Raw genomic sequence first — 16173 nt, forward strand, 5'->3', positions numbered from 1 at the left:
CGCGACAGAGAATGTTGGATACTGCGACGCGGTCTCACCCGTCGTTGGAAGCATTGCTGCGACAGCCTCGGCCGTTTCGAATTACAAACTTTCCAAGACTTCGTTGGTGGAAATGACCTGTGCATAACCGAATGCCAGCGCGGCCATGAATGCGGCATGCACCTGATCCGATGGAACTTCTTTGCCCAGAAATTCTAATGCCAACGTTGCGCAGGCGTCGTGAGCCACGGTGCATTGGTAACCAAAATCATTTGCCGCACGCGTGACCGCATCGATACACATGTGGCTCATCGCTCCAACGATAACCACTCTTTTAATCCCCGCATCGTCGAGAATCGCCTTCAGATCGGTATCGCGAAAGCTATTGATTTGATGCTTGACCACGACCGGTTCACCGTCGGCAGGTTGAACCGATGTATGGTGTTCCGCCCCCTGGGATCCGGGAACAAAAAAGGGGGCATCGTCGGTGGGAAATTCGTGACGGACATGGACCACAAGTTGATTGCGTTTACGGAAGGTATCCAGCAGACGTGCGGCGTTCGCCGAAGCCGACTCGACGGAGTCGAGTTCCCACTTTCCCGCGGGGAAGTAGTCGTTTTGTAGGTCGACGACAATCAATGCAGTGTGCTGATTCATAGGGCTATCGTTCACGCATAATTCCAAATAGGGACCGCCAAGCAAACCAATCCATTTCGCTCATGATGACCCTTTAGCATGCCCCTGGCAAGTTCCACTCCTTCATTGGAAGGAAACTGCCGGTTTGCAAGCGGGATCAATCGGTCGTCGCTTCGTCGGAAGGACCACGCCGGAGGAACCCTTGTCGTCGAAAGCCAGCCGATACCAAGAAAAAGTTTACCTTCCAGTTCCATCGGCTGCCGTGCGGCAACCGCCTGGCGAGTTGAGTATAATCTGGCGACCGATTGTTTCCTTCCGCAACGCCTATCCGACGCAAATTCTCCATGAACATCGATCCCTTCTGTCGCTGCCTGATCGTCCTGGCGATCGCGCTGACAACCGCAACGTTTGGTGCTGAGCAGTGGTCACAATTTCGTGGCTCCCACGGTGACGGGATCGCCAACGTGAGCCAGGCGCCGACGCGGTGGAGCGAGACGGAAAACGTGGTTTGGAAAACGCCCATCGCCGGCAAGGGCTGGTCTTCCCCAGTGGTTGCCGATGGGAAGGTTTGGATGACCACGGCGATCGAGGAGGAGGCCAGTGAAGAAGAGCGGCTGGCGACCTTGGAGCGATTGGTCGAAAATCCTCGCCGATTTGGTGAGTTTCGACTGGCCAAGGCGATCACGTTGCAATTGATCGCCGTCGATCTAGCCACTGGATCGCAGGTGTTGGAGATCGATCTGGTACGCTTGGACCAACCCGATCCGATCCACACGATTAACAGTTATGCATCACCGACACCCGTGATCGATGGCGATAACATCTATTGTCATTTCGGAACGTTCGGCACCATTTGTGTCGATCGAAAAAAGGGGGTCGAAGTTTGGCGGAAGACCTTGCCGTTGGAGCACGGTGTCGGACCGGGCAGTTCTCCATTTATTTTTAAAAATGCGTTGATTTTGATCTGCGACGGAATGGATCAGCAGTACGTCACGGCGCTCGATAAAGCGACCGGCGAATCGCTGTGGCGAACCGAGCGCCCGCCGTTGGACGCGGCTTCGGGCGAACAGAAGAAGTCGTACGATACGCCGATTGCGATCGTCGATGCGGCAGGACGCGAGCAAGTCATCTGCATGGGACCGCAATGGTTGGTCGCTTACGATCCCGTCGATGGTAGCGAGATTTGGAAGCTCCGTCACGGCAAGGGATTTTCTGTTGTCCCGCGTCCCGTCTACGGCGACGGTACGGTTTATATCTCGACCGGCTACGGTAAGCCTCAGTTGTGGGCGGTTCGTGTTGACGGCAGCGGCGACGTGACCGATACCCATGTCGCTTGGATCGAGAAGAAAGGGATTCCGGCCAAGCCGTCCCCGTTACTGTTGGGGCACGAATTGTACGTGGTCAGCGACGATGGGATCGCCAGCTGCTTCGACGCGGCCAGTGGCGAACTGGTTTGGAAGGAGCGCGTGGGCGGCAAGTATTCGGCATCGCCCATCCTGGCCGCCGGGAAGATCTATTTGTGCAGCCACGAAGGCAAAGTCACGGTCTTCAAGCCAGGCCGCGAGTTTACGCTTTTGTCGGAAAATCAACTGGACGGGCAATTGATGGCCTCTCCCGCAGCGCTCGACGATTACCTGCTAATTCGATCCGATACTGCCCTGTATCGGATCGCCGAATAGGCGTCGGGAAAGTCGCAGTGAAGCGGAGTCCCGCATCAGAACAGCTCACGCAGCGAACGCAACGCGATCGGTTCGCGACTGGCAAACGGTTCGCCATAACGGCATCCAATCGCCTTGCCCCAATACGCGGCTTCGTCGCGCAAGCGGTCGACAAATGTGGGCGGTTCTGCACTGCGGCCGACCACAAACTGACTCTGATACGCTTCGATCGATTTCAACTTGGTCTCCCATTGATCGGAGATGTCGAGGATGAAATCGGGCTGGGGGGTGAGCTTAAGGTGGACGCAGTAGTAGTAATAGATCCGTTCGGGATGATACGGGTCGCCCGGCATCTCGGTCTTGCTGAGTTTGGACCAAAAACGTGCCGCTTCGACAAGCGCCGTCGCCGCAATGTGGTCGGGGTGGGCGTCTTCCCAGTAGGGCGCGAACAGCCAACGGGGTCTGGTCAAGCGAAAGATCCCGGCGATCAGTTCGCGAGCCGCCAGGGTTGGTTCGAGCGAACGATTTGGAAGTCCCGCGTTGTAACGCCACGTAAGGTCGAGGGCCTGCGTCGCAGCCGCGGTTTCCTCACGCCGTATTTCGGGCGATCCGAAGGGTGTAGGTTCGCCCGAGGTTAAGTCCAACACACCCACCTTCAAGCCCTCGGACAACATCTTCACGATCGCCCCGCCCATCCCAAGTTCCGCGTCGTCGGGGTGCGGTGCGATCACCAAGGCATCAAGTTGCGGAGGGTTTTCGATCATCGGGGTTTTCCTTTCTTAATGGAGGCGGAATCGGGATCTTGTCGGGAAACTTGATGCCAAACGAAGCTGCCGCCTGGAATCATCGCGAGCGTGCGTTTAGCATAGACAACCACTCATCAGGAAACTGTCATATTCAAACGCGATTCGCAAGCAGGTGTGGATGATCGACGTCGCTTTTTCGACTGCCAAACGTTTGCAAGAGAACATGGAGAAGGTCGTTCTCGGTAAGCCCGAGGTGGTCCGTTCGCTGTTGATTGCGGTGTTGGCGGGTGAACATGTTTTGTTGGACGATGTACCCGGCGTGGGGAAGACGCTGGCTGCCAAAGCACTCGCCCGCAGCCTCGACGGCGTATTTACGCGTGTCCAGTTTACGCCCGACCTGCTGCCCAGCGACATCCTGGGCAGCAATCTCTACCGTTCCGACCTTCACGAGTTTGAATTCAATCAGGGGCCGGTTTTCGCCAACGTCGTGCTGGCCGATGAGATCAATCGGGCTCCACCGCGGACGCAAAGCGCGTTGTTGGAAGCGATGAGCGAAGGCCAAGTGTCGATCGACGGCACCACCCGCGCCCTACCGAAACCGTTTACGGTCGTCGCGACACAGAATCCAATCGAGTTCGAAGGAACCTATCGGTTACCCGAAAGCCAACTCGATCGGTTTCTTCTGCGCACCAGCGTCGGGTACCCCCAGCCCGATGTCGAACGCGACGTGTTGCGTTCGCATTGCAATGGGGAACCTGTCGACCAGTTGTCGCCGGTGGTCAGCTGCCACGAGGTTTTGGAGAGCCAAGAGGCGGTTCGCAAGGTCCGTTTCGAAGACTCGTTGATCTCTTACCTATTGGCCGTTGTCGATGCGACGCGGCAGAGCGAGGATTTGCAAGTGGGCGTGAGCACCCGGGCGGCGCTCAGCTATTTCCGTGGCTGCCAGGCTCGGGCGGTTTGCATGGAGCGCGACTACGTCGTCCCGGACGACATCAAATCGCTGGCCGTCCCCGTGCTCTCCCATCGCGTCGTCCTGAAAGACAGTTTCATGACGGGGGATCGCTCGCGGGCCGAACAGGTCGTCCATGAGATCGTACAGCGCGTGACCGTGCCGGTTTGATGGGCTTCGGTCCTCTGCGGACCGCAGCGGATGAAAATCGTCTATCGCATCCGATTTCCCAGGCATGCTAAATGCGTTTTCGCCAATTCGGCCCGCGAACGCTGGCCACTGCGGGTCGCCGCGTTGGCCAGTTTTTGCAGCAGTTCTTCGTAGACATGCAAGTCGTCGCAACCCATGTCCCATCCGGCCCGGTAGTAGGCGTCGTAGGAATCCGCCCAGCGACCATCGCTGGCGGCCTGCTCTCCCAACCGCATCCAATGGTTCGTGACGCGACTTCGCAGGCCTTGTTCTTTGCTTTCTAGGAACAGCCGCAAGTAAGGATCGTCTCGTAGGTTGGCGTCCCAGTGCGCGCTGAGGTCTTGCAGGCGAGCCGCTGCGAATTTGCCCTCCGCTTCACGGAACCAATGTGTTCGGAAGCGAATCGATTGGTCCGCGAACGAGGAACAGAGCAAGGCCTGGCGATACGCAGTGATTGCCGCTTTCGGATCCTTCGCTCGCTCGGCCGTCCAGCCCAGCAGGTCATTGGCCCAGCCTAAATCGCTTCGTCGGGCGGCGACTGCTGCCGCGTGCACGCGGGCCGCTTCCCAATCTTGACCGCATAAGTCACCGCACTCACAATCAAACTCTTTCGCCAAACGCTCGCAAACGCTTGGTGGCAGCAATTCATTGTCGAACAGCCAACGAACCGCGTCCTGGTCCCATTGGATTCCTAACTCACGCGCAACCCATGGTTCGAGTCTCTGCCGCAGCAAACTATCCAATGCCGCCAATGCACATTCACCATGCACCGCCGTTGTCGCAACGTCGTGCTGGATTAACAATTCCGCCAAGCCCGGAATCTCATTGCTATCGCCGGACGGATCCAGCAACCATTGACCGACGGGGCACGGCAAATGCTCCGCCGCCCAACCGGGAATTGTTCCCGGTCCTTCTTGCCGATCAAACTGAGCGGCAATGTTGGCATAGTATTGCCAACGTCCCGGCAGCCGACTGCGGAGACTGTCGAACGCTATCGCTTCGGCGAGCGATTTGCCCCACGGCATCCAGTCTCCGCCACCGTGATACCAATGGATCACTTCGGAGATGGTGTCGTCGGCACCGACACGCAAGCAGAGCCAATCGCCATATCGGTTCCCTACCAATGGCAGCGAATCGGGGAGCATGAAGCCTGGCCAAATGAAATCGGGAGTCTCGGCCAGCAATTCGGTTGGGGAAACCGGTTGGTCAAACTCCCCCCCGAGTTCCCGCAACCACACTTCGCGTCCAAACCAGTCCAACAGATCGGTCGGTAGCGCAAACCGATAGCGATCACGCAGCGCGCAACACCAATGATTCGGCTCGTTTGTCAGGGTAGTAGAGTGCGTCAAAGAGAGTTTGCAGTTCAATTGATAACGAACCGTAAGGCAACACCGAGATACGAAGCTCCCGATGGTGTGTTACCGGAGCCCTATAAATCTAACATGAAAGCAATCACTACGACCAGAGACGCTGTGAAATTGGCGTGAAAAAAGCAACACGCGTCAAGTGATTAAAGGCGAATAAATGCCCCAAAACCTGCCTCCCCATGCGTCTCGGGGGGATGCACCACCGTGACGAAGGCCCCCACCGCTGCCATTTGGAAAATCAGAAGCCCATTTGGCCTGGTCCACATGGTGAAATCCGCAATCGCTAACGGCCCGGAAAAGGCTTTAACGCCGCTTTCCGAGCCGTATCGATGTTAGTGGACCCGTGGGTGTCCACGCTGCGTTGGCTAAGCGAACTAGCGAGTCGGGGCCGCTTCGGTTCGATTGAATAACCACAGCAACGTTGGCGACGCGATGAAGATCGAACTGTACGTTCCGACAATCACGCCGATGGTTAGGGCGAAGGCAAAGCTGTGGATGCCTTCACCGCCGAAGGCGTACAGCAGGACAACCACGATCAGGGTCGTCAACGATGTCAACAACGTACGGCTGAGCGTTTGGTTAATGCTGGTGTTGACCATGTCCGCAGTCAGCTTGGGACTCTTTCCCCGGACTTCGCGAATTCGGTCGAAGACCACGATCGTATCGTTCAACGAATAACCGATGATCGTCAACAACGCAGCGACAACTGCGAGGCTGATGCGGAATTCATCGACCAGCAGGAAGCCGAGATAGCGAGCAGCCCAGAAGCTGACGGCGATTGCACCCAAGGTGATCAAGACGTCGTGCACCAAAGCGACCACGGCAGCTAAACCAAAGGCAACACGTTGGAATCGGAACCAGATATATCCCACGATGAAGACCAAGCTGGCCAACATGGCCGCGATCGCACGACGGGTCATGTCTCCGGCCACCCGGCTACCCACCTTGCTCGATGACAACCAAACCGGTCCGGCGTCGAGTTCAGATTTCAGACCGTTGAGTACGGTAAGGGATTGAGCTTCGGGAAGGTCCAAATCAATTTTCCATTGAGCGAAGCCCATTTTGGACTCGTTGGTCCAGTCTTCGCTTCCGGAGCCTTGCGGAACGACACGGATCCCTTCTTCTTGCAACGGAACCTCGGTCGCTGCAGCTGCTTTGATGACTGCGGCGACCAACGCATCGTGGTTGATCTTGGCATCATTTTGGTCTCCGCCGGCAACTCCCAGCGAGATCGTTCGCGATGTCGATTCCACCTTGGGCCGGTCTTCTGCGGCAGAGATCGACGTTTGCTCGCTTTTTTCCGCTGGAGTCTCGGCAGCTTCGTTATCTGTAGCCGCGGCAGCGTCTTCTTTGGTTTCGGCTTCGTCTTGCGGGCGATAGGCGACCGTGCGAATCAACGGTTGCTGATTGCGCCGGATTTGTCCGGTCTGCTCGGCAGCCGGTGCCGGCTCGGCATCGCCTTCCGTGATGGCGGTTTCAAAGGTGACCAAGCCAAGGCCTTCGGCGGATTCGAAACCGTCGCGGATCCGATGCTTCAGATCGTCGACATCTTCCACCGAGGTGTAGATCGCAAAGACGCGGTTTTTCATTCCCGCCATGTCGACGCGGTTCAGCGAAAATTGAACCTTCGACTCGGGGTCGGTGTTGAGACTTGCTTCGACGATCTTCCGCACGTCGTCCGCTTCGGCCTCTTCTTGTAGCCAGAACGTAACCGAGGTTCCGCCTGCGAAATCGATGTCGAAAATCGAGCTGCCACGATAGGCAAGGGCAATGATCCCGGCGATCAAAAGGATGCCCGAAAGTACGAATGCCGGAGCACGCTTGCCGATGAAATCAAAGTCATCGTTGCCGGTGAGGGCACCACGAATCGAGGTGATGAAATCGGACATCGTTAGGTTGGCTTTGCCCCAACGTTCGGCGATATCGAAGAACGTTCGTGAAACGTAGATTGCCGTGAACATACTGAACAGAATGCCCAAGATCAGGGCGACGGCAAAGCCGCGAATCTGGTCGGTTCCGATTGCGTACAGAACGATCGCGGTGATCAATGTGGTCAAGTTCGCGTCGACAATCGTCGTTGTCGCCCGGCCGAATCCGTTGCGAATGGCCATTCGCGGAGCAGCTCCGCGTTTCAATTCCTCGCGGATACGTTCGAAGATCAAGACGTTTGCGTCGACCGACATACCCACGGTCAATACAAGGCCTGCCAAACCGGGCAGGGTTGCAGGTTGGTTGATCAAAATCATCATGGCCAAAATCATCGCCAGATTCAAAAGCAACGCGACGCAGGCAACGAGACCCGAAAAGCGATAGTAGATCGCGATGAACGCCAGCACCAAAACGAAGGCCGTTCCAATCGACATGACTCCCTTGTCGATCGTATCGTCACCTAGAGTCGATCCGATTTGGTTTTCGCTGATTGGTTGTTTGCTGAGCGCCGCAGGCAAACGTCCCGCACGCAAAATGCCGACCAGGAATTCAACTTCCGCACGCGAGAAGTTGCCGGTGATCTGTCCGTCGCCGTTGATCGGCGATCGGATGACGGGAGCGGACAGCAATTTGTCGTCCAAGACGATTCCCAAGCGTCGCAGGAAGGAACCATCGGGTGCGTTGTTCAGTGTCAAAACGTAAAAGCGTTGCTTACCTGCAGCATTCAAAGTGAAGCGAACGGCGGGATTTCCCTGGCCATCATGATCGCTGGCGACGATCGCCAAATCTTCACCTGTGATGTCGAACTCTTTTTCGATACGCATCAGGACATCGATGTCTTCGATTCCGTTGGCGCTGAGCCATTTGACGAGTCCGTTTTCTCCCTGAAGTCCTTGAGGCGACAACAGCGTTCCGGTGCGCGAATCGCGAATGATGTCACCCGAAACGTCGACTCGCAACGGACGCAGACCGCCCAAAACCTCTTCGTTCTCGCGATCGACCTTCACCCAACGACCGATTACCTCTCCAGCGTCATCTTTAACCACGTCGTCCAAGGTTGGGCCGGTGGCACGTACGGTTTCAATCAAACCCAAGTGATCGCGTTCATTTGCCACGATGGCAAATCGCAGCATACCGGCGGTTTGAACTTTGTCTTTGATTTCGTTCACGCCCGATTCTTCGACGTTTGGAACGATGATTTCGATTTGTCGGTCGCCGTAAGGGCGAATCACGATCTCTTGGGTACCGCTGGGGTTGATCCGTTCGGTCAACGCACCGACCAACTCTTCAGCCGTCACGCGTGAGGAAGGATCTTCGCTCTCGCCCCCGCCGGCGGTCGGATCGATCTCGTAAACCAGGATCGTTCCGCCCTTCAGATCGACGCCGTATTTCAGTTGCCCAAACGTAATCGTCGCTGCGGCAGCGGTCATTGCGAACAAGACGACGCCGATTCGAGTGCCGTAATTGGGCATCCGAAAGCTCTTGGCCAAAAACGCTCCCACCAGGAAGGGAACAATCAATACGGCCAACATGATCGCAATGATACCGATCTGCGTGCCTAACTTGCCGGGTTCGGCTTGTGCTAAAAGAGTTTCAATCACGTTTAGATCCAACATCGAATCGATTTCTTGTTTGGTTGGGATTAGCGAACGGTCTGCGGTTCGCCCGGCGATAATCACTACGGCTAATTACGGTTTGACATTTTTGTCGTCGTCTTCGGAAATCACTCGCGAGACCGCGCTGCGATTGACATGCAGTCGCGTATTGTTGTTCTCGTCGACGCGAATCACCACTTGGTCCGAATCGGTAATGTTTACGATCGTCCCATGAATTCCGCCCACGGTGACCACGCGGTCGTTCTTTTTCAGTGCCGCCAGACGCTTGGTGAGTTCATTGCGATTGCGACGCTCGGGCAGGAGTACCATCACATAAAAAAGGACAACCAAAATCGTGATCATACCGATCGGATTAAAAAGGATTTGCTGCCACGGCGGCCCGTCCACGGGGACAGGCTCCTGCGCAAGCAATGCAAATCGATTCCCAATCGGGACCACAAATGTCAAAAAATGACTCTCCAGCACTTCCGGAGTCCTTCCACCTGATGGATGCTAGGTCGATGTCCGACCAAGATATCCGGTCGAGCGACGTGGTTCGGCACGCCCCACCGTTGCTCCTTGAATACGCCCGATCGGGGCGACATCACGAACCAACGACCGATCGACCGATCCTTAATCGGGGCATAATAAGACCTTACGAACACGCTAACAAGCCCACAATTCCTTATGCCACACGTCGCTAGCACCGATTCTTTGCCGTTGCCCAATTGGCCACCGGCCACCGCAGCGATCGCCGATTCGATCCGCGATGTGGTCCAATCTGGAGACTGGGGGAGTTACACAGCGCAGGCAGCCAAGTTGCTGGCCAGCCAACTGGCTTCGGCCTTTCAGGTCGAGCACGTTCGGCTTTGTGGCAGCGGAACCGCCGCGATCGAATTGGCACTCCAAGCTGTCCAAGTTCGCCCGGAATCGGAAGTCATTCTGGCCGGATACGATTACCCCGGAAATATCCGAGCGATCGAATCGGTTGGCGGCAAACCGGTGATTGTCGATACGCAACCGGGACGCTGGGTGATCGATGTCGACCAAGTGGAGAATGCGATCAACGATTCCACGTCGGCCATCTTGGCGTCTCATCTATACGGTAACCTGTTTGACGCCGAGAGGTTGCGAGCGATTGCTGACACGCACCGAATCGCGTTGATCGAAGACGCCTGCCAAGTCCACGGAGCAAGTCTTGCGGGGCGCCCCGCCGGATCGTGGGGAGATGTCGGCATCCTTAGCTTTGGCGGTTCCAAGTTGATGACCAGCGGATCCGGCGGCGCGATGCTGATGTCCGACGATCGGATCGCCCAACGCGCGACGTTGGCGGCTGAGAGGCCCAGCCCTGTCGCCCCGCTGTGCGGACTGCAAGCGGCCGCGCTGCTTCCTCAACTGTCGACCTTGCCAGCGTGGAATGCGCAGCGGCGTGTAGCGGTGGGAAGGCTGAAGGATCGACTGCGGCCTAGTCGGTTGTGGCGGTTCGCGGAAGAGACACCCGGTGAGGCTGAAACCACCTATTTCAAAGTCGCTTGGTTTTTGCCTCCGGCCGTCGATCGCGAGGCGGTGATCGCAGCGGGGCTCGCGGCCGGAATCCCATTGGGGCCAGGGTTCAACGGATTCCTGCGTCGCGCCCGGCGCCGTTATCGGACACTTGGAGAGCTTCGTGAAAGCGGAATTTGCGGCGAACGATCGGTCGTCATGGATCACCGCGTCCTGTTGGCCAATGCCGAGGTGATCGACTGCGTCGCCGAACGGTTGCTAGCGATCGAAAACGCGATTGGAGTCACTGTCGACGGGTAAAGCGTTCGGGAGCCTTCAGAGTGTCGCGTCCTGGCCATCGGTCGCCTGCGAGCCGCAGTTTGCTTGAGCACACATGCGATAAGAAAAGGGAGTTAGGTAGTTTGAAAGTACTGTTAACGAATGACGACAGCATCCACGCGGCGGGGATCCAAGCCCTCAAGGCAGCGCTTCGCTCGTCGATGGACGTTGTCGTGGTCGCTCCGGAAACCGAACAAAGCGAGTGCGGTCATCGAGTGACGACAAACCGGCCTCTCGCCGTCAAGCAATATGCCGACGCGGAGTACTCGGTAAACGGATCGCCAGCGGACTGTGTGCGGATTGGGTTGCGCGAACTTGCGCGAGATGCGGCACTTGTGATTTCGGGAATTAACCACGGCGGCAACCTGGGCGCCGACATTTGGATGTCGGGAACGGTCGCTGCAGCTCGCGAAGCGTATCTCCGCGGCCAACGCGGGATCGCCGTCTCGCAGGTACGGCGAAAGGGGATCGACGACGATTGGGACCGATCGGCAAGGTTCGCCTGCGAGGCGATTCAATTTGCGATCGGAAGATCCAGTAAAGAAGTTGCGTTGTGGAACATAAACCTCCCAGCGACTGACGCCGAAACGATTCCCGGGATATGTTGCTGTCCAACCGACGGCAAAGCACTCCCATTCAGCTACCGACAAACTACCGTAGGCTATCAATTCGAAGCCGACTATCACGGGCGTCCAAGAACACCCAACGAAGACATCGACGTCTGCTTTGGTGGTCGAATATCGATCAGTTTGCTCGACAAGCGACCAGTCGACCTCGCATCAACCCCGCTCTGACACTTGCGTGTCTCACGATCGATGCTGCTGCCGGGCACGTTGTTGCGTCGCCGCAGTCCGCGGCACGCCCGGCAGCGTTGGCCTGCCGGGTTAGCGTTCTTCCTTGGCGAATACAGAAACTCGATTGCGTCCCGAGTGAACCAAGTCCAGTGCGGGCATTGCACACGAGCCCAAAGATTCCGCTTCGGATTTCGGCTCTTCTTCGAATACCGTCAGCTCACCACGTACGATGCGAACTTCGCGAGGTGCATCGACACCGATCGTCACTCGATTCCCCGAGATCCGATTGATGGTGATTGTGATGTTGTCACCGATGACCAAACGCTCGCCTTCTTTTCGACTTAAAACTAACATCTTCGTGATGCCTCCATTCCATGGGATTCGAATACTGGAACCAGCCGTGCTGATTCGCTGAACACCTTCTGCAATCGCTATGCCGACAGTACGTCTCTCATGATTTTGCGTGCGCATTTACAAGAAAAAACGTTTTTTCAGCCTTTTTGCTCATCCACAGCCTCCCGAAAACCGAGAGGCCACCTTGGAGTCGGCAAAGCGACAAAAGGAACTTTTATCTCAATCTGAGACACATTTCTCAGCCTGAGAATTTGTCGGTGTTGAGTCGCGTTGTTTGCTTCCCCCCTCGACACAAGTATCATCGCATCGAGGTGTGACAACTTAGGTCACGAGCCGATCGCCTGTCTCTGGACTAGGCTCTGTCGATCGGGAAGGTCAGCGTTTCAGAAAGCTCCCGCTTGCCCAGCAGGACCGCGACGAAGCGGTCGACGCCGAGGGCGCATCCAGAGCAAGTGGAGATGCCGTGCTGCATGGCCCGGTAGAGCTGCCGGGGCATCGGCAGGCCCGGTTTGCCCATTTCCATCCGCGCCCTGTTGTTTTCGTCGCAGCGACGCAGCAGTTCCTCGGCATCCAGCAGTTCGCCGTAGCCATTGGCTAGCTCGATCCCGTCGATAAACAGTTCAAACCGCTTCGCTGTCCGCGGATCGTCGCGGCAGATCAACGCCAGAGCCGCTTGGGAGCTGGGGTAATGGGTCAGGATCGTCGGCTGGCCACGCCCCAGATTCGGAACGACGGCGTGGTCGAAGATCAGATTCAACCAGTCGTCGACGTGTTTGAAGTCCAAGCCGGTCAAGTCGATCCCGAGCCGCGCGGCCGCGTCGCGAAGCTGAGGCAGCGTCGCGGTTAAGGGATCGAATTGAGCAAAGTCCTTGAACGCCGCCTGGTAGGTCATCTGTTGGCACGCGGGGCGATCGGTCACGCGGTCGACGAGTTGCGCCAGCAGTTCGATTCCCTCTTCGAAGCGGTCCCCCATGCGATACCACTCCAGCATCGTGAACTCTGGATTGTGGTTCGTCCCCCGTTCTCCCGCTCGAAAAGCGGGGCAGATCTGGTAGATCGCATCGGCACCGCAGGCCAGCAGTCGCTTCATCGCAAATTCGGGCGAGCTTTGCAGATACAGGTCGTCGTGCGCATGGGGCAGCGACAACTGCAGCGCGTCGCGAGCGACCGGAACCGGATCGATATGCAGATCGACCATCGTTTCGGACGAAAGCGTCGGCGTCTGGACTTCAAAAAATCCAGCGTCGTCAAAAAAGCCGCGGATCGACCGCAGGATCGCTGCCCGCTGGCGAAGCGTCTCGATCGCAGCGGTCGATTGAAAAGGAGGCTCGATCACTTGGCGATCAACTGAATCGCGTCGGCGTGCACGTTACCGCCAGCCCCATCGCTGCTGATCGTGACTCGCACCTTGGCTCCCTTTTCCAGCGAAACGTCAGCAAACGTTTCGGACTTCGATTCGGCGGTTGGTTCGCCTCGCATGTCGACGCGCCGCGAGATCGTCTCGCCGCCTGCCTCCAGCGAAACGGGGACGGTGGTGCCGCGGTTGGGGTGCGGTCCATAGAGGACGCGGATGTCATAGCTGCCTGCTTCCGGAGCCGCCGCTTCGAAGGTCATCGTCGCGCCGCTCCCCGGCGATGCATAGCGGTATCCGTAACCGACGTAGCCCTTGAGACCTTGGCCTTTGACCCACGGGCCGGAGACCTTCGCCTTTTCGTCGTCGATGACGAGCCCCTTCATTTTTGCCGGATCGAGTCCCTCAAAGAGACCCGCCGGGCCGGCCAACGGCAGCGCGTCGTCGGGGATAATCGTTTCGCCACCGACCTGCTTGCGGTACGCCTTGCCGGGCAGTTCCAGCATCTCGGTCAATTGGTCCAGGTAGTCGGTGTAGACGCCGCGAGGCAAGCATTGGCGTTCGACGCAAATCGCAGCCGCCTTGCCAACCACTTCACCCATCATTCCGCAGGTCTTCATCACACGAACGGTTCCCAACGCTTCGTGCGTCACGCTGGCGCAACGCCCCGCCATGAACAGGTTGCTGATGTTTCGCGAATAGAAGCAGCGGTAGGGAATCGGATATCCGTACATCCGGTCGACTCCCTTGCCATGCACGGCGATCGAGATGAACGGGTTGTCGGGGAACTTTTCTGCGTATTGTTTCTTCGGATAGTGCAGATCGATCGACCAAGTGCTCGGAACGGTTCCGTCGGGGAAATCTCGCTTCGAAACGATGTCCTCTTCGTTCAGCAACACGTCGCCGATCAGCCGCCGGCTCTCCCGCGGCCCGCCGATGTAGGCGACCCAGGTCAGGAAAGCAGTCTTGTGTTTTTCGGCGCCATCGCCATTTTTCATCGCGTTAAAGGCACCGTAGACGGCGCGCAGATTCCAGTCGCGGATTCCCTCAGCATCCCCCAGCGGATCCTTATCGAAACCGCTCTCCCAAAACCATTGCCCATGGTGGTCGCGGGGGTAGGGGAAATCGGCCATCTTCAGCGGCAGCGCCCAAGGAGTTTCGGGGAACTCCGCCGGTTCGGCTCGTTCGTCCCAGGCCCACATGTTGCTCATCCCCATCCGACCCTCGGGAGTCATCTCGAGATCGGCGCCGGCCCAGGCACCGATCCAAGCGTGACCGGTGCAATCGGCGAACAGCATCCCTTTGAATCGGCTGACCGCACCGTTGCGAGTATCAAAGGCATCGACCGACACGATTCGGTCCCCTTCGGTTTCGACAGCGAAGGCGCGATGGTTCAAGAAGAGATCGATGTTCTCTTCCGCGCGGACGACCTGTTCTTTCAGTTCGTCGACAAACTCTTCTTTCTTGCCAGGCGATTTGGTTGCGTGATCGCTGATCTCTTCGATGATCTCGCCGATCCGCGGGTAGCGGCCGCGGCGGATATTGCCCATCGCCCAGACGCGGACTTCGCTCGAACCGTTCCCTCCCAAGACGCCGCGATCCTGGATCAGAGCGACTTTGCAACCCATGCGGGCTCCTGAAATCGCCGCTCCCAATCCCGAGTAACCACCGCCGACAACGACCAAGTCGTATCCAACGCGTTCGGCCGGTTCGTCTGCAATTCCCAGCTGCTCGCGTCGCCACTTCGACAGCACTTCGGAGTCGTTTGGCGGCGCGTTGGACTTGTCGGTGGTGAGGTAGATCGCGTCGCAGCGGCCATCGAAGCCGGTCTGATCGATCAATCGCAGCTCGGTTTTGCCGGCGGGCAAGTCGACGGTGCCGCCCGATTGCCAAGCCCAATCGGCCCCTTGGGTGCCAAACTCGGTCGCCAGTTTCTTCCCGTCGATCGCCAATTGGAAGCGGCCCGGAGTGCCGGGAGCATTCCAGCGGGCGACCCAATCTTTGGTGCGAACAAACACGTGGTAGGTGCCCGCTTCGGCAACCGTCACCTCTGTCGTGGCATCATCGACCGGCGTGCCGATGCCGTGCGCCAGCAGATACGGTGAGCCCATTTCTTGGATGAACTGAGTGTCCAGTTTCCAGCCCCCTTGGTTTTGGAAGCTTTCCGCTTCGACAAACAGTTCGGCTGCCGACGAGAAGACCGGGAAGGTCGTCAAAAGTATAAGGGCTGCGATTCGCATGATTGGATTCGACGGGGTTGCAGAGGAAAGGTTGTGGGGGCGGAACGCCGTAAGGCTCGATAAGGGCAGTCGGTCGCTCCTTGAATCGCTTCCGATTCTAATCGATCCCATCGCGTCTGGCGAGATTCGCTCGCGATTGCCCGTTTAGTGCCACACATCCTGCGTAGCGGACAATGGACAGGGATCCTTTCAGGGTCGTCGATGTCAACGGATCCCGCAGGGATCTTAGAAGGTAGCCGGTGGTAGGAGCGTAGCGAACACCACCGGGTGCTTCATCGCGTTGCCCGGCGCGGCCGAACCTTGGCTGAGCGGCGATTGTCCATCTAATGCGTGTTCGAGAATCGGCTAGCAAAGTCGCTAGAATCGGACTTTGATTTGCGACGATTCTAAAAAATCTAACCGAATCGATGCCAATCCCGGCTTTCCTCCGAGAGCCAAGATCGGTAATATATCGCCTGGTCGCGGGGCGTGGCGCAGTCTGGCTAGCGCACCTGGTTTGGGACCAGGGGGTCGAAGGTTCGAATCCTTTCGCCCCGACCTTTTAAAGCCTGGAGATCCTTGTGGT

The 16173-nt window shown here is 57.6% G+C and carries 12 protein-coding genes and 1 tRNA gene; 5 read left to right on the forward strand and 8 right to left on the reverse strand.

What is annotated here, in order from left to right; all coding sequences use genetic code 11:
• Positions 1-81 precede the first annotated feature (81 nt).
• A complete protein-coding gene (locus Poly24_RS09050) occupies positions 82-636 on the reverse strand; it encodes a cysteine hydrolase family protein (protein ID WP_145093605.1) in 555 nt (184 codons plus the stop codon).
• A 323-nt stretch (positions 637-959) separates the two neighbouring features.
• Here Poly24_RS09050 and Poly24_RS09055 point away from each other — a divergent pair, with 323 nt between their 5' ends.
• The gene (locus Poly24_RS09055; protein WP_145093608.1) at positions 960-2294 is read left to right on the forward strand and encodes an outer membrane protein assembly factor BamB family protein; all 1335 of its coding nucleotides are present in this window, start codon (positions 960-962) and stop codon (positions 2292-2294) included.
• 35 nt (positions 2295-2329) lie between these two features.
• Here Poly24_RS09055 and bshB1 read toward each other — a convergent pair whose 3' ends face one another.
• A complete protein-coding gene (gene bshB1, locus Poly24_RS09060) occupies positions 2330-3037 on the reverse strand; it encodes a bacillithiol biosynthesis deacetylase BshB1 (protein ID WP_145093611.1) in 708 nt (235 codons plus the stop codon).
• 205 nt (positions 3038-3242) lie between these two features.
• Between bshB1 and Poly24_RS09065 the strand changes: the two genes are divergently transcribed.
• The gene (locus Poly24_RS09065) at positions 3243-4139 is read left to right on the forward strand and encodes an AAA family ATPase (protein WP_145102707.1); all 897 of its coding nucleotides are present in this window, start codon (positions 3243-3245) and stop codon (positions 4137-4139) included.
• A gap of 41 nt (positions 4140-4180) precedes the next feature.
• Here the strand turns inward: Poly24_RS09065 and Poly24_RS09070 are convergent, their stop codons facing one another.
• The 3 genes from Poly24_RS09070 to yajC form a co-directional block, all read right to left on the reverse strand.
• Positions 4181-5506 (reverse strand): SMI1/KNR4 family protein, encoded by a 1326-nt coding sequence (locus tag Poly24_RS09070; protein WP_145093614.1) that lies wholly within the window; start codon positions 5504-5506, stop codon positions 4181-4183.
• Positions 5507-5898: 392 nt separating this feature from the next.
• Positions 5899-9069 (reverse strand): protein translocase subunit SecD, encoded by a 3171-nt coding sequence (gene secD, locus Poly24_RS09075; RefSeq protein WP_145093617.1) that lies wholly within the window; start codon positions 9067-9069, stop codon positions 5899-5901.
• Positions 9070-9141: 72 nt separating this feature from the next.
• Positions 9142-9507 carry a preprotein translocase subunit YajC gene (yajC, locus tag Poly24_RS09080; RefSeq protein WP_231753623.1) on the reverse strand — a complete coding sequence of 122 codons (366 nt, stop codon included), beginning with the start codon at positions 9505-9507 and terminating at the stop codon, positions 9142-9144.
• Positions 9508-9735: 228 nt separating this feature from the next.
• Here yajC and Poly24_RS09085 point away from each other — a divergent pair, with 228 nt between their 5' ends.
• Together Poly24_RS09085 and surE are read left to right on the forward strand one after the other, a co-directional pair.
• The gene (locus Poly24_RS09085; protein ID WP_145093623.1) at positions 9736-10851 is read left to right on the forward strand and encodes a DegT/DnrJ/EryC1/StrS family aminotransferase; all 1116 of its coding nucleotides are present in this window, start codon (positions 9736-9738) and stop codon (positions 10849-10851) included.
• Positions 10852-10952: 101 nt separating this feature from the next.
• Positions 10953-11663, forward strand: a complete 711-nt coding sequence (surE, locus tag Poly24_RS09090) for a 5'/3'-nucleotidase SurE (RefSeq protein WP_197452443.1) — start codon at positions 10953-10955, stop codon at positions 11661-11663.
• A gap of 90 nt (positions 11664-11753) precedes the next feature.
• Here the strand turns inward: surE and Poly24_RS09095 are convergent, their stop codons facing one another.
• The 3 genes from Poly24_RS09095 to Poly24_RS09105 all read right to left on the reverse strand — a co-directional run bounded on the left by Poly24_RS09095 (position 11754) and on the right by Poly24_RS09105 (position 15608).
• Positions 11754-12017 carry a carbon storage regulator gene (locus tag Poly24_RS09095; RefSeq protein WP_145093630.1) on the reverse strand — a complete coding sequence of 88 codons (264 nt, stop codon included), beginning with the start codon at positions 12015-12017 and terminating at the stop codon, positions 11754-11756.
• Positions 12018-12369: 352 nt separating this feature from the next.
• On the reverse strand, positions 12370-13353 hold the full coding sequence (gene epmA, locus Poly24_RS09100; protein ID WP_145093633.1) for an EF-P lysine aminoacylase EpmA: 984 nt from the start codon (positions 13351-13353) through the stop codon (positions 12370-12372).
• Positions 13350-15608: an FAD-dependent oxidoreductase gene (locus Poly24_RS09105; protein WP_145093636.1), complete on the reverse strand. Its 2259-nt coding sequence runs from the start codon at positions 15606-15608 to the stop codon at positions 13350-13352. The genes epmA and Poly24_RS09105 overlap by 4 nt, the downstream gene beginning before the upstream one ends.
• 462 nt (positions 15609-16070) lie before the next feature.
• On the opposite strand from Poly24_RS09105, the gene Poly24_RS09110 reads away from it, so the two are divergent.
• A tRNA-Pro gene (locus Poly24_RS09110) sits at positions 16071-16145 on the forward strand.
• Positions 16146-16173: the final 28 nt, after the last annotated feature.

It is taken from the genome of Rosistilla carotiformis (assembly GCF_007753095.1).
In the GTDB taxonomy this organism is placed as follows: domain Bacteria; phylum Planctomycetota; class Planctomycetia; order Pirellulales; family Pirellulaceae; genus Rosistilla; species Rosistilla carotiformis.